This is a genomic window from Pseudoalteromonas sp. SCQQ13 (assembly GCF_015864415.1).
GTDB classification, from domain to species: domain Bacteria; phylum Pseudomonadota; class Gammaproteobacteria; order Enterobacterales; family Alteromonadaceae; genus Pseudoalteromonas; species Pseudoalteromonas nigrifaciens.
In genome coordinates this window covers 137,516-151,008 of sequence record NZ_JADYXG010000009.1, presented here as the reverse complement: position 1 = coordinate 151,008, position 13,493 = coordinate 137,516, and the positions used below count along the sequence as shown (strand labels likewise).

Below are 13,493 nucleotides of genomic sequence, written 5' to 3'. Positions count from 1 at the left end.
CATGTTGTTTTTAGGTAAACTTTCAATGGATGCAATTCCGTTTCATGAACCCATTATTATGGTAACCATGGCCGTTATTGCATTAGCTGGGCTTATTATTGCCGGGCTTATTACAAAATATAAAAAATGGGGCGTGCTGTGGCGCGACTGGATCACCTCGGTTGATCATAAACGCTTAGGCGTAATGTACATTTTATTAGCGTTAATTATGTTATTTCGTGGGTTTTCTGATGCCATTATGATGCGTGCTCAGTTAGCACTTGCTACCAGTGGCGCTCCTGGATATTTGCCACCAGAACATTACGACCAAATATTTACCGCACACGGCGTTATTATGATCATCTTTATGGCCATGCCATTTATGATAGGTTTAATGAATATTATAGTGCCATTGCAAATTGGCGCACGTGATGTCGCTTTTCCATTTTTAAATAACTTAAGCTTTTGGCTTACTGCCAGTGGCGCTATTTTAATTAATTTGTCACTTATTTTTGGTGAGTTTGCAAAAACAGGTTGGGTGGCTTATCCACCGCTCTCGGAGCTAACTTTTAGTGCCGGGGTGGGGGTCGACTATTATATATGGGCGTTGCAAATATCAGGGCTTGGCACATTATTAACCGCAGTGAACTTTTTAGTTACCGTGTTTAAAATGCGTGCACCAGGTATGAGCTTAATGAAAATGCCGGTTTTTACTTGGACCTGTACATGGGCTAATATTTTAATTGCCGCATCATTCCCTATTTTAACAGCCGTATTGGCCATGCTAACGCTTGACCGTTATCTCGATTTTCACTTCTTTACCAATGATCTGGGCGGAAACGCCATGATGTACATCAACCTATTTTGGGCGTGGGGTCATCCAGAGGTTTATATTTTAGTGCTGCCAGCATTTGGTGTGTTCTCTGAAATAATTTCTACCTTTACCAGCAAACGTCTATTTGGTTATAAGTCGATGATTTACGCCAGTGGTGCTATCTCTATTTTAGGCTTTATTGTGTGGTTACATCACTTTTTTACCATGGGTTCGAGCGCCAACGTTAATGCGTTTTTTGGGGTAATGACTATGGTTATTGCCGTACCAACCGGGGTTAAGTTGTTTAACTGGTTATTTACTATTTACCGTGGCCGTTTACGTATAACCGTACCCGTATTGTGGACGCTTGGCTTTATGGTTACCTTTACCGTAGGTGGCATGACCGGGGTGCTATTAGCAATACCTGGTGCCGACTACGTACTGCATAACAGTTTGTTTTTAATCGCACATTTTCATAATACTATTATTGGTGGCGCGGTATTTGGCTACCTTGCTGGCTTTGCATTTTGGTTCCCTAAAGCAATGGGCTTTAAGCTAAATGAAGGCTGGGGTAAAGGCGCATTTTGGTGTTGGATTATTGGCTTTTTTGTCGCGTTTATGCCGCTGTACGTATTAGGCTTTTTAGGTATGACCCGTCGTTTAAATCACACCAATAACCCAGATTGGAATATTTGGTTATACATAGCTGCAGTAGGCGCAGTCATTATTATGTTTGGTATTATTTGCCAAGTAATTCAATTGTATGTGAGCTTTAGAGACCGTGAAGCACTTGACGATGCTACCGGCGATCCATGGAACGGTCACACGCTTGAATGGTCAACATCGTCACCACCACAGGCTTATAACTTTGCCCAAATACCGCATGTTGACGATATTGATGCCTGGACCGACATGAAAGAAAAAGGCGAAGCTTATCAAGGTAAAATAAGCTATAGCCCAATTCATATGCCTAAAAACACTTCGGCAGGGGTACTTATGGCTGCTAGTTTAACCGCATTTTGTTTTGCCATGATCTGGCATATTTGGTGGTTAGCTGCGGCAGGTTTAGTAGGAGGCATAGCTATATTTATCAAACGTTGTTATGCAAGCGATGTTGACTACTATGTGCAGCCCGACGAAGTAGCACGTATTGAACAAGCACATAACTTAAGTGTCACTATTTTAGCCACTGATAAGGAGCTAAACGCATGAGTACCTTGTCTGTTAGTCAAGAGTCAGTAACTTTAAACTCTGCAATTGTAAATACCAAACAGGATCATGATGCTCACGCGCATCATGATACCTCTAGTAATACTACTTTTGGTTTTTGGCTTTACTTAATGACCGATTGCCTATTGTTTGCCTCGTTTTTTGCTACCTACGCGGTGTTGTTTATGAACACCGCTGGCGGCGTATCGGGTAAAGATATTTTTGAACTCGACTTTGTAGCAGTAGAAACTGCCGCACTGCTTATTAGTAGTATTACCTTTGGTTTTGCAATGATAGCCGCGCAAGGGCAAAAAAAGGCGCTGACGTTAATATGGTTAGCGGTTACTTTTTGTTTAGGCGTGGTGTTTATTAGTATGGAGGTTTACGAATTTAATCACCTAATTGTGCATGGCAATGGTCCACAAAAAAGTGCTTTTTTAACCTCGTTTTTTGCATTAGTTGGCTTGCATGGTTTACACGTAACCGCAGGTTTAATTTGGATGAGTGTAATGATGATTGAAGTTGCTAAACGTGGCTTAGGTAAAGCAACCGTAACGCGTTTGAGCTGCTTAAGCTTGTTTTGGCACTTTTTAGATATTGTGTGGATTTGTGTATTCACCCTAGTTTATTTAATGGGAGCAATGTAATGAGCCACAGCGAAACACATGCTTTAAAGCAAATGCAAAATGAGCATCACCACGATGAATCTCACGGCAGTGTTAAAAGTTATTTAATTGGTTTTGTATTGTCGGTAATTTTAACCGCTATACCATTTTATATGGTAATGAGTGGCGACTTTTCAAAAGCAACCACGCTTTACAGCATTATTACTCTAGCCGTAGTACAAATTTGGGTGCATTTAAAATACTTTTTACACCTTAATTTTATTACCGAAGATGGCCGTGCAAGTACCTTCTCGTTTTTATTCAGTGCCCTAATTATTGTTATGGTGGTTGGGCTATCTGTTTGGATTATTTACGAATCTAACGCAATGATGATGTATTAGGAGCTAAAGATGTTTCGTCGTTATTTATCAGTAACTAAGCCAGGTATTATTATGGGTAACTTAATCAGCGTAGCGGGCGGGTTTTTACTAGCCTCCCGCGGTGATATAAACCCATGGCTAATGGTTGCTACCTTAATTGGCTTATCGCTAGTGGTTGCATCAGGTTGTGCTATTAATAATGTGATTGACCGAGATATAGATATTGCCATGGCGCGTACTCGCACCCGGGTAACAGTAACGGGCGAAATGTCTGCAATGGCTGCTTTATGTCATGGGGTGGTATTGGGGATTATAGGCTTTGGTTTATTAATAGCTTATACCACTCCTGCAGCAGTATTTTTTGCCGCCTTTGGTTACTTTATTTATGTAGGGGTTTATAGCCTTTACATGAAGCGTAACTCAGTTTATGGCACTTTTATTGGCAGTTTATCGGGGGCTGTGCCACCAGTTGTTGGTTACTGCGCAGTATCAGGGGAGTTTGATATGGGGGCATTAATTTTACTGGTAATGTTTAGCCTGTGGCAAATGCCGCACTCATACGCCATTGCTATTTTTCGCTTTAAAGATTACCAAGCAGCGGGTATTCCTGTATTACCTGTAGCGCAAGGTATTGATAAAGCAAAACGCCATATTGTGCTTTATATTGCCATATATGCCTTGGTTGTGATGCTGCTACCTATTAGTGGTTATACCGGAGCTGCTTTTATGGCGGTTGCCTGTATTACTAGTTTTTGGTGGCTGTTAATGGCGCTGCGGGGCTATCGTCGTAATATAGATATAAGCGGCTGGGCGCGTCAAGTGTTCGCGTTTTCAATTATTAATATTACTGCACTTAGTATTGCTATGGCGGTAGATTATCAAAGCATAGCGCCGCAGTTACTAGCCCTGAATTAAGTTTAAGTCGCGGTTAATTTAACCATACCTAGTTAATACACCTAGTTAATAGTACCGAGTTAATAGTACCGAGTTAATAGTACCGAGTTAATTCCAAAGTTAACAAAGGCTCTGAGATATTCGAGGAGCCTTTTTTCGTTTTAACGCCCGCTGCAATATGTATTTATACCAAAACTCTAAAACTATTAAAAACGTGCTGCTTGCTCAACTACAATGCCATGACGCTGAGCTAAACGCTGGTGATCTCTGTCGTAACCGCCGCCAATAACCGTAGCTACCGGAGTGTTGTGCTCAAGGCAGCGTTTAAGTACGAGATGGTCGCGCTGCTCTATACCTTGCCAGCTAATATCGAGTTTGCCTAAACCGTCTTGTTGCCACACATCAACTCCCGCATCGTACAGCACTAAATCGGGGTTTAGCTCTTTGAGCAAAAATTGTAGGGTGTCGTCAACTATGCCTAAATACTCAGCGTCTTGCATATTGTTAGTTAAACCAATATCTAAATCGCTAGGGGATTTACGAAACGGAAAGTTTTTTTCGCAATGAATCGAGCAGGTATACGCATAAGGCTGATGTTGCAGCATGGCCGCGGTGCCATCGCCTTGATGTACGTCTAAATCAAAAATAAGTACATTAGTAACCTCACCCGACTCAATTAATGTTTGCGTAGTAAAAGCCAAGTCGTTAACCATGCAATAGCCTGAGCCAAAATCAGTATGCGCGTGGTGTGTACCGCCTGCTAAATGGCATGCCATACCGTGTTTAAGGGCTAAGCGAGCGGTTTGTAGTGTACCTTGTGGGGCTGTAAAGGTACGCGCCATTAGCTCTTTTGACCAAGGTAGACCAATACGGCGCATGGCTTTTTCGTCTAATTGATTATGATATAGGTCGTGAATATAGTTTTCGCAGTGTACTAATTCTAGTGCCTCTGGCGTACCTAATAACGGCTGTACTAAGTTATCGCCAACTAATCCTAACTGCTTAACGTGCTGGTATAAATGTGCAAATTTACTCATTACAAAGCGATGTTTAGGATCAAAGCTAAACGAGTAATTAGGATGATAAACTAACGGCAAGTGAGGATTTAGGGTCATAAAATTCTATTTGTAGTTATAGTTATAAAACAAAAGCCCTACATAAATGCAGGGCTTAATTATTGCCTAGAGCTTAAAATTAGCTATTAACCAATCTTTTTGTACTTAATACGCTTAGGTTGAGTTGCCTCAGCACCTAACGTCTTTTTAAGCCACTCTTCGTACTCAGTGTAGTTACCATCAAAGAAGTTAATTTGGCCTTCGTCGCGGTAATCTAAAATATGTGTAGCAATACGGTCAAGGAACCAACGGTCATGCGATATACACATTACACAACCAGGAAACTCTAAAATAGCGTTTTCTAGTGCACGTAGTGTTTCAACGTCCAAGTCGTTAGTTGGCTCATCGAGTAGTAACACGTTACCGCCAGCTTTTAATAACTTAGCAAGGTGTAAACGGTTACGTTCACCACCCGATAGGTCTTTAACAAATTTTTGCTGATCGTTACCTTTAAAGTTAAAACGGCTAACGTAAGCACGGCTTGGGAACTCAAAATTACCAATTTTAAGTACGTCTTGCCCGTCTGATATTTCTTGGAAAACAGTTTTGCTTTCGTCCATACCGTCACGGAACTGATCAACCGTTGCAATGTGTACGCTTTCACCTATGGTGATGTTGCCGCTGTCTTGCTGTTGCTCGCCGCTGATCATTTTAAACAGTGTTGATTTACCCGCGCCGTTAGCACCAATAATGCCCACAATGGCACCTTTTGGCATGCTAAAGCTTAAATCGTCGATTAATACACGGTCGCCAAAGCTTTTACGTAAGTTAGTTATTTCAAGCACTTGATCCCCTAAACGTGGGCCAGGCGGAATAAACATTTCGTTGGTTTCGTTACGTTTTTGATAATCAGACTGCTGCATTTCGGTAAACTGCGCCATACGTGCTTTTGACTTAGCTTGGCGGCCTTTAGGGTTTGAACGAACCCATTCAAGCTCTTGCGCAATTGACTTTTGACGTGCTTTTTCAGATTTTTGCTCTTGTTGTAGGCGCGCATCTTTTTGCTCTAACCACGAAGAGTAGTTACCTTCCCATGGAATACCTTCACCACGGTCAAGCTCTAAAATCCAACCTGCTACATTATCTAGGAAGTAACGGTCATGCGTTACCGCCACAACTGTGCCTTCGTAATCGTGTAAGAAGCGCTCTAACCAGGCAACCGACTCAGCGTCTAAGTGGTTAGTTGGCTCATCGAGAATAAGCATGTCTGGTTTTTCAAGTAACAGTCGGCATATAGCAACACGGCGGCGTTCACCACCCGAAAGGTGCTCAATTTTAGCATCCCACTCAGGTAAACGTAGTGCATCGGCAGCGCGCTCTAAAACGTTGTCTATGTTGTGACCATCGTGCGCTTGAATAACCGCTTCAAGCTCGCCTTGCTCTTTTGCAAGTGCGTCAAAGTCAGCGTCTTCCATGGCGTATTCGTTATACACTTCGTCAAGGCGTTTAAGCGCGTATTTAACTTCGCCAACAGCTTGCTCAACGATTTCGCGTACGGTTTTGCTTTCGTCTAAAACAGGTTCTTGCGGTAAGTAACCAATTTTAGTGCCTGGTTGTGGAAAGGCATCACCTTCAAAGTCTTGGTCAACACCGGCCATAATACGTAGCAATGTTGATTTACCAGAGCCGTTTAAACCAAGCACACCAATTTTAGCGCCCGGGAAAAAGTGTAACGAGATGTCTTTTAAGATAGTGCGCTTAGGTGGCACAACCTTAGAAACTCGACTCATCGAGAATATAAATTTATCAGGTAAAACCATGGAAAAAACCTTCAAATAATAATAAAAATTACAATGCTCTATTGTAGTGGTTGACGGGTGAGGCAGTCAACGAATGGCCAATTTTAAACCGACAAACAAACTATAAAGTGCGCAAAAACGATTATAAAATAGGATGAAAAAATTTCATTTGGATATTTAGACATCTATACATCTATTGGTTGATATTTTTTCTTATCTGTTCATAATAAGTTTTCGGTTTTGATGAATAGGAGTAAAAGGATGCCAATTACAGTAAAAGACGAGCTACCAGCTATTGCTCGCCTGCGCCAAGAAAACGTATTTGTAATGCCACAAACTCGTGCAAAAACGCAAGAAATTCGCCCCATGCGTTTGGCTATTCTTAATTTAATGCCTAATAAAGTTGAAACCGAAGTACAGTTTATTCGTTTGCTTGCCAATTCGCCCTTGCAAGTAAATGTAGAACTACTGCGTCTAGACACTCATCGCAGTAGCAGTAATTCAGAGCAGCACCTAGACACCTTTTATCGTTATTTTTCAGAAGTAAAAAACAATAACTACGATGCATTAATAGTTACCGGCGCGCCGCTAGCGCATTTAGAGTACCAGGATGTAGCTTACTGGGATGAGTTTACCGCAATTTTAGATTGGGCTGAGCAGCATGTTACGTCTACACTTTTTTCGTGTTGGGCAGCGCATGCAGCGCTTTATCATCATTATAAAATAAAGCGCGATTTAAAAACCGATAAACTGTGTGGCGTATTTACGCACCAATGTTATTTTGAACATGGGGCGTTAACGCGCGGCTTTGACGACACCTTTTTAGTACCGCATTCGCGTTATGGCCATGTAGATGTAAATAAAATAAATGCTTGCAATGAACTAGTCGTGCTAGCGGGTTCTAAGAAAGTAGGTGCTTACTTAGTTAAAAATAAGTCGGGCAGCCAAGTGTTTATTACCGGCCACCCAGAGTATGACGCCGACTCGTTAAAAGCTGAATACCAACGCGATTGCGAAAAAAGCGACAATGCGCCCAAACCCGAAAATTACTTTCCAGATGATGATGCAACTAAACAACCTTCAAAAACGTGGCAAAGCCATGCTTTTTTACTTTTTTCGAACTGGTTAAATTATTACGTGTACCAAACTACACCCTATGATATTAATTTAGTTAGCCAAGACGTAAGGACTAACAACTATGCCGAATAACCCTCTTAATAATGACCAAAATAAGCACGACGAACTAAGTGCAGCGTTAAAAGAGCGAATTTTAATTTTAGACGGCGCTATGGGCACTATGATCCAAGCACACCAATTAGAAGAGCAAGACTATCGCGGTGAGCGCTTTAAAGATTGGCATGTACTTATTCGCGGTAATAACGATTTACTAAGCCTTACGCAGCCTAAAATAATTACCGATATTCATCGTAGCTTTTTAGCTGCCGGTGCCGATATTATCGAAACCAATACCTTTAACTCCACCACCATTTCGATGGAAGATTACGACATGGCTAATCTAAGCCGTGAAATAAACCTAGAGTCGGCAAAATTGGCACGGCTACTTTGCGATGAGTTTAGTGCTAAAACACCCGAAAAACCACGTTATGTAGCGGGCGTACTTGGGCCAACATCAAAAACTTGTTCATTGTCGCCCGATGTAAACGATCCGGGTTATCGTAATGTTACCTTTGATCGTTTAGTTACTGCCTATGTAGAATCGACCTTGGCACTGATGGAAGGTGGCGCCGATATTATTTTAATCGAAACCATATTCGATACCCTCAATGCTAAAGCTGCATCGTTTGCAGTAGAGGAAGCGTTTGAGCAAGCAGGGCGCACATTACCAGTTATGATCTCCGGCACTATTACCGATGCCTCTGGGCGTACGCTTTCGGGGCAAACTACCGAAGCCTTTTATAACTCTATTCGCCATATTAAACCGCTTTCTATAGGCCTTAACTGCGCCTTAGGCCCAGATTTACTGCGCCAATATGTGCAAGAGTTGTCGCGTGTATGCGAAACCTTTACCTCTGTGCATCCAAATGCAGGCTTGCCTAACGAATTTGGTGGCTACGACCTAGAAGCAAAAGAAATGGCAACCGAAATTATTGATTGGGGTAAGTCGGGCTTTATTAATATTGTAGGTGGTTGCTGCGGCACCACACCTGCGCATATTCGCGCCTTTGCAAAAGGGCTTGAAGGCGTTAAACCACGCCAGTTGCCAGAAATTGAAGTACGCATGCGTTTATCGGGCCTCGAAGCCTGTAACTTAAATTAAGGAGCCGCCAACATGACTCAAAAAATAGCAGTATTTACTAATGTCGGCGAACGTACCAATGTAACCGGCTCCGCCATGTTTAAACGTTTGATCATGGAAGAAGACTATGAAACCGCGTTAACAGTTGCTCGCGAACAAGTAGAAAACGGCGCGCAGGTAATTGATATAAACATGGACGAAGCCATGTTGGATTCAAAAGCCGCCATGGTTAAGTTTTTAAATTTAATTGCCTCAGAACCCGATATTTCTCGCGTACCTATCATGGTCGACTCCTCTAAATGGGAAGTAATAGAAGCCGGTTTAAAGTGCATTCAAGGCAAAGCCATTGTTAACTCAATTTCGTTAAAAGAAGGCGAAGAGCCGTTTATTCGTCAAGCCAAAACCATTAAACGTTTTGGTGCAGCGGCTGTAGTTATGGCCTTTGACACCGACGGCCAAGCCGCTACCGCCGATAGAAAGTTTGAAATATGTGAGCGTAGCTACAAAATATTAGTAGAAGAAGTTGGCTTTGCGCCCGAAGACATTATTTTTGACCCAAATATATTTGCTGTAGCCACAGGGATAGAAGAGCACGACAACTACGCGGTCGAATTTATTGAAGGCACACGGCGTATAAAGCAAAACTTGCCGCACTGTAAAGTGTCGGGTGGGGTGTCGAATGTGTCGTTTTCGTTTCGCGGTAATAACCCGGTACGTGAAGCCATTCACTCAGTATTTTTATATCACGCTATTCAAGCGGGTATGGATATGGGGATTGTTAACGCGGGGCAACTAGCCGTTTACGACGACATACCAGAAGAGCTACGCAAAGCCGTTACAGACGTAATACTCAATACTGACCCCGGTGCAGGCGAGCGTTTAGTAGAGCTTGCGCCTAAATACTCAGGTATGGCACAAGCCGAGCGCGTTGAAGATTTAGAATGGCGCAGTTGGAGCGTTGAAAAACGCCTTGAACATGCCCTTGTTAAAGGTATAACTACCTTTATAGACGAAGACACCGAAGAGTGCCGCGCTGCTGCCGCTAAACCTATTCACGTAATTGAAGGCCCGTTAATGGACGGCATGAACGTAGTAGGTGACTTATTTGGTGCAGGTAAAATGTTTTTACCACAAGTAGTTAAATCGGCCCGTGTAATGAAGCGCGCCGTAGCCTACCTAGATCCCTACATTGAGCTTGAGAAAGAAGAAGGTTCAACCAACGGCAAAATTGTAATGGCCACAGTAAAAGGCGACGTACACGACATAGGTAAAAACATTGTTGGCGTAGTACTGCAATGTAATAACTACGAAGTAATCGACTTAGGCGTAATGGTGCCTGCTGATAAAATACTGCAAACCGCAATCGACGAAAAAGCTGATATTATTGGTTTATCGGGGCTAATTACCCCATCGCTTGACGAAATGGTACACGTAGCCAAAGAAATGAAACGTCGTGGTTTTGAACTGCCGCTGTTAATTGGTGGTGCTACTACATCAAAAGCGCACACCGCCGTTAAAATTGAGCCTCAGTACGATAAAGGCGTAGTGTATGTAAGTAACGCCAGCCGTGCAGTGGGTGTGGTTTCAAACTTATTATCGAAAGAGCACAAAAGTGACTTTTTAGAAAAAACACAAGCCGAGTACGTGAAAGTACGCGAGCAACAAGCGCGTAAAAAACCACGCTCAAAACCAGTGACAATTCAGCGTGCTCGCGATAACGCCGCAAAACTCGATTGGGATAACTACACACCACCAGTGCCTAAACAGCTTGGCGTGCAAGAGTTTAAAAATGTATCTATAACTACGCTGCGTAAATACATAGATTGGACGCCATACTTTATGACCTGGTCAATTGCTGGTAAATACCCGCGCATAATGACCGATGAAGTAGTTGGCGAGCAAGCGCAAAGCTTATTTAAAGACGCCAACGACATGTTAGACGACCTTGAAAAAGCAGGCAGCTTGCAACCACTGGGTGTAATTGGTTTATTTCCGGCAAACCGCGTTGGCGACGACATAGAAATATACACAGACGAAACACGCAAAGAGGTGTTAACTACCTCGTGCCATTTACGCCAGCAAACCGAAAAAACCGACTTTGCTAACTACTGCCTAGCCGACTACATAGCCCCAAAAGGTACGCCAGATTACTTTGGCGCATTTGCAGTAACGGGGGGGTTGGAAGAAGACGACCTAGCTAATGCGTTTGACGCCCAGCAAGACGACTACAACAAAATAATGATTAAAGCCGTTGCCGACAGGCTCGCCGAAGCGTTTGCCGAGTACCTACACGAGCAAGTACGTAAAGAATACTGGGGTTTTGCACCAGATGAAAACCTAGAAAACGATGAGCTAATACGTGAAAACTACCAAGGTATTCGCCCTGCGCCAGGCTACCCAGCGTGCCCAGAGCACACCGAGAAAAAGAAAATTTGGCAGTTGCTCGACACCGAAAAACGTATTGGCATGCAGCTAACCAGCTCGTACGCCATGTGGCCAGGGGCTGCTGTTTCGGGCTGGTATTTCTCACACCCAGAGGCAAAATACTACGCAGTAGCCGCAGTACAAAAAGATCAGGTTGAAGATTACGCTAAACGAACCAATATGACGTTAGAGGAAGCTGAAAGGTGGCTATCGCCTAACTTAGGGTATGATCCGGAATAGAGCGGAGCGGTCAGTTATCAGTAAAACAAAAACGAGCCAAATTTGGCTCGTTTTTAACAACTATTGTGGCAAATTAATTCAGAGTCTAGAATTAATTGGCCACAACACATTAATTTTATTATTCAATTTTTTAGATTAGTTTTTGGGTTGGCCACCAAGACAAATCAGTTCATTGGCTTCTTCTTTGCTCAAGTCACTTAGGAGTAAATCTAAGGTGATCTCAGTGCGTCGTTGGGCTGAACCAAACTTGTCAAAACCACCACACTTCACGGTGTCAATTTTTACCAGTGCGATAGTTTGGCTGTTGTCTTTTATCTCAATGTTCAAATAGCGCATATAACTAGCCATGTCCCACCACCAGTTTGCAGAGTAAGTCAGCTTAGGGTTATTTGTTACGTTAGAGTTAGACTGTGAAATATCGACAATTTGATATTTAAAGCCGTATTTATCTAACTTGCCAGCAATGATATGTTTAATTGAATCTTTAGTTTTACCATCATCGATTATTTGTATATTTTTGTTTGTTAAACTTTTTGAATCTAGTTTTTGAAGCTCAACAATTGCATTGTTAGCACAACCAGAGAGTAACAATATTGTAGATATAGCGGTGAAGCATCTTAACATTAAATTAATTTCCAATAATTATATAGATCTTATAAATAATACCATGGTAAAAATTAAACAGACACCCACCTTAATATTTGTAACAAATTGAACAGACACCCACCTTAATATTTGTAATATCAGTGTAATTAACTATGCTCTGTTTAGTGCAATAATTAAGCAGGGTGTCACATGGCTATCGCAAGAAAACGTCAGGTTAGTTTGGTCGATACAAAATACTATCACTGTATTTCGCGCTGTGTACGCCGTGCATTTTTATGCGGCGTAGACAACTTTACTAATCAATCGTATGAACATCGCAGAGAGTGGGTTGAAAGCAAATTACTTGCCTTCGCTAACGTATTTTGTATCGATGTGTGCGCGTATGCAGTAATGAGCAATCACACTCATTTAGTACTCTATGTTGATGATAAAAAAGCCAAGCGACTAACCGATAAAGCCATTATTCAGCGGTGGCACAGGCTTTGTAAAGGCACTGTACACACTAACAAATACCTGCAAGGCGAAGAGCTAAGCAAAATTGAATGGCTCTTTCTAAATGAAACAATCATTGAATACCGAGAACGCTTAGCTAATATCAGTTGGTTTATGCGGCTATTAAATGAAGACATTGCGCGCAGAGCTAATAAAGAAGATAACTGTACCGGACGGTTTTGGGAGGGACGCTTTAAATCACAAGCCCTCTTAGATGAAGCGGCATTAATCGCCTGTATGGCATATGTTGATTTAAACCCAATAAGAGCAAAGGCATCAACAACACCAGAAACATCAGAGCATACCAGCGTAAAAATACGCATTGAAAGTGCCACTGCAGGTAAGCAACCGAAGCAACTCCTGCGCTTTTCAGGTAAATCAAAAAAGCACATGGCAAAAGGATTACCCTTTGCGCTTAAATCTTACCTTGAACTAGTAGAATTAACCGGGCGTTGTATACGCGAAGGTAAAGCAGGCTATATCGAAAGCAGCACTTTACCCCTGTTACAAAGAGTAAACATTACCCCCGAAAACTGGCTAAAACTCACCACACAATTTAGTCGCGTATTTCATGGCGCAGTAGGTCGCCCAGCGTCGCACGAAGGATACTGCGAACACCTAAACAGAAAGCGGCGCGCCAACATTAGTAACTGCGAAAAGCTACTGGCTTAAAATTTCACTTCAAAAACTCTCCGTAATTCCCTCTCACTGTGAAAGCAGAGTATTTCGCATGCCTAAA

Annotated in this window: 11 protein-coding genes; 8 read left to right on the top strand and 3 right to left on the bottom strand. The window is 42.3% G+C overall.

Annotation, left to right across the window (positions count from 1 at the left end; all coding sequences use genetic code 11):
• Window position 1 precedes the first annotated feature (1 nt).
• The 4 genes from cyoB to cyoE are packed head-to-tail and all read left to right on the top strand — an operon-like array spanning window position 2 to window position 3,902.
• On the top strand, window positions 2–2,005 hold the full coding sequence (gene cyoB / locus I6F41_RS09385) for a cytochrome o ubiquinol oxidase subunit I (protein ID WP_182684504.1): 2,004 nt from the start codon (window positions 2–4) through the stop codon (window positions 2,003–2,005).
• Window positions 2,002–2,649, top strand: coding sequence for a cytochrome o ubiquinol oxidase subunit III (gene cyoC / locus I6F41_RS09380; protein WP_011328886.1), 648 nt, complete (start codon window positions 2,002–2,004; stop codon window positions 2,647–2,649). The genes cyoB and cyoC overlap by 4 nt, the downstream gene beginning before the upstream one ends.
• Window positions 2,649–3,008 carry a cytochrome o ubiquinol oxidase subunit IV gene (gene cyoD / locus I6F41_RS09375; RefSeq protein WP_011328885.1) on the top strand — a complete coding sequence of 120 codons (360 nt, stop codon included), beginning with the start codon at window positions 2,649–2,651 and terminating at the stop codon, window positions 3,006–3,008. Before cyoC ends, cyoD begins: the two co-directional genes overlap by 1 nt.
• Before the next feature lie 9 nt (window positions 3,009–3,017).
• Window positions 3,018–3,902, top strand: coding sequence for a heme o synthase (gene cyoE, locus I6F41_RS09370; protein WP_011328884.1), 885 nt, complete (start codon window positions 3,018–3,020; stop codon window positions 3,900–3,902).
• A gap of 185 nt (window positions 3,903–4,087) precedes the next feature.
• Here the strand turns inward: cyoE and I6F41_RS09365 are convergent, their stop codons facing one another.
• Together I6F41_RS09365 and ettA are read right to left on the bottom strand one after the other, a co-directional pair.
• On the bottom strand, window positions 4,088–4,996 hold the full coding sequence (locus tag I6F41_RS09365; RefSeq protein WP_011328883.1) for a histone deacetylase family protein: 909 nt from the start codon (window positions 4,994–4,996) through the stop codon (window positions 4,088–4,090).
• An 86-nt stretch (window positions 4,997–5,082) separates the two neighbouring features.
• Complete coding sequence (ettA, locus tag I6F41_RS09360; RefSeq protein WP_011328882.1) at window positions 5,083–6,756, bottom strand: energy-dependent translational throttle protein EttA; 1,674 nt, start codon at window positions 6,754–6,756, stop codon at window positions 5,083–5,085.
• A 240-nt stretch (window positions 6,757–6,996) separates the two neighbouring features.
• Between ettA and metA the strand changes: the two genes are divergently transcribed.
• From metA to metH, 3 genes are read left to right on the top strand one after another with little or no spacing between them, the layout of a single operon-like run.
• Entirely contained in the window at window positions 6,997–7,944 is a 948-nt protein-coding gene (gene metA / locus I6F41_RS09355; protein ID WP_182684505.1) for a homoserine O-acetyltransferase MetA, read from the top strand.
• Complete coding sequence (locus I6F41_RS09350) at window positions 7,934–9,013, top strand: homocysteine S-methyltransferase family protein (protein WP_011328880.1); 1,080 nt, start codon at window positions 7,934–7,936, stop codon at window positions 9,011–9,013. Before metA ends, I6F41_RS09350 begins: the two co-directional genes overlap by 11 nt.
• Window positions 9,014–9,025: 12 nt before the next feature.
• Entirely contained in the window at window positions 9,026–11,656 is a 2,631-nt protein-coding gene (metH, locus tag I6F41_RS09345) for a methionine synthase (RefSeq protein WP_011328879.1), read from the top strand.
• Window positions 11,657–11,791: 135 nt separating this feature from the next.
• Here metH and I6F41_RS09340 read toward each other — a convergent pair whose 3' ends face one another.
• Window positions 11,792–12,280: an Sbal_3080 family lipoprotein gene (locus tag I6F41_RS09340; RefSeq protein WP_011328878.1), complete on the bottom strand. Its 489-nt coding sequence runs from the start codon at window positions 12,278–12,280 to the stop codon at window positions 11,792–11,794.
• A 171-nt stretch (window positions 12,281–12,451) separates the two neighbouring features.
• Here I6F41_RS09340 and I6F41_RS09335 point away from each other — a divergent pair, with 171 nt between their 5' ends.
• Window positions 12,452–13,426, top strand: coding sequence for a transposase (locus tag I6F41_RS09335; protein WP_197108257.1), 975 nt, complete (start codon window positions 12,452–12,454; stop codon window positions 13,424–13,426).
• Window positions 13,427–13,493: the final 67 nt, after the last annotated feature.

Coding starts and splice junctions, on each gene's coding strand:
- cyoE (WP_011328884.1), top strand. CDS start 3,018: ATGTTTCGTCGTTATTTATCAGTAACTAAGCCAGGTATTATTATGGGT.
- cyoC (WP_011328886.1), top strand. CDS start 2,002: ATGAGTACCTTGTCTGTTAGTCAAGAGTCAGTAACTTTAAACTCTGCA.
- I6F41_RS09340 (WP_011328878.1), bottom strand. CDS start 12,280: ATGTTAAGATGCTTCACCGCTATATCTACAATATTGTTACTCTCTGGT.
- metH (WP_011328879.1), top strand. CDS start 9,026: ATGACTCAAAAAATAGCAGTATTTACTAATGTCGGCGAACGTACCAAT.
- ettA (WP_011328882.1), bottom strand. CDS start 6,756: ATGGTTTTACCTGATAAATTTATATTCTCGATGAGTCGAGTTTCTAAG.
- cyoB (WP_182684504.1), top strand. CDS start 2: ATGTTGTTTTTAGGTAAACTTTCAATGGATGCAATTCCGTTTCATGAA.
- cyoD (WP_011328885.1), top strand. CDS start 2,649: ATGAGCCACAGCGAAACACATGCTTTAAAGCAAATGCAAAATGAGCAT.
- I6F41_RS09335 (WP_197108257.1), top strand. CDS start 12,452: ATGGCTATCGCAAGAAAACGTCAGGTTAGTTTGGTCGATACAAAATAC.
- I6F41_RS09350 (WP_011328880.1), top strand. CDS start 7,934: ATGCCGAATAACCCTCTTAATAATGACCAAAATAAGCACGACGAACTA.
- I6F41_RS09365 (WP_011328883.1), bottom strand. CDS start 4,996: ATGACCCTAAATCCTCACTTGCCGTTAGTTTATCATCCTAATTACTCG.
- metA (WP_182684505.1), top strand. CDS start 6,997: ATGCCAATTACAGTAAAAGACGAGCTACCAGCTATTGCTCGCCTGCGC.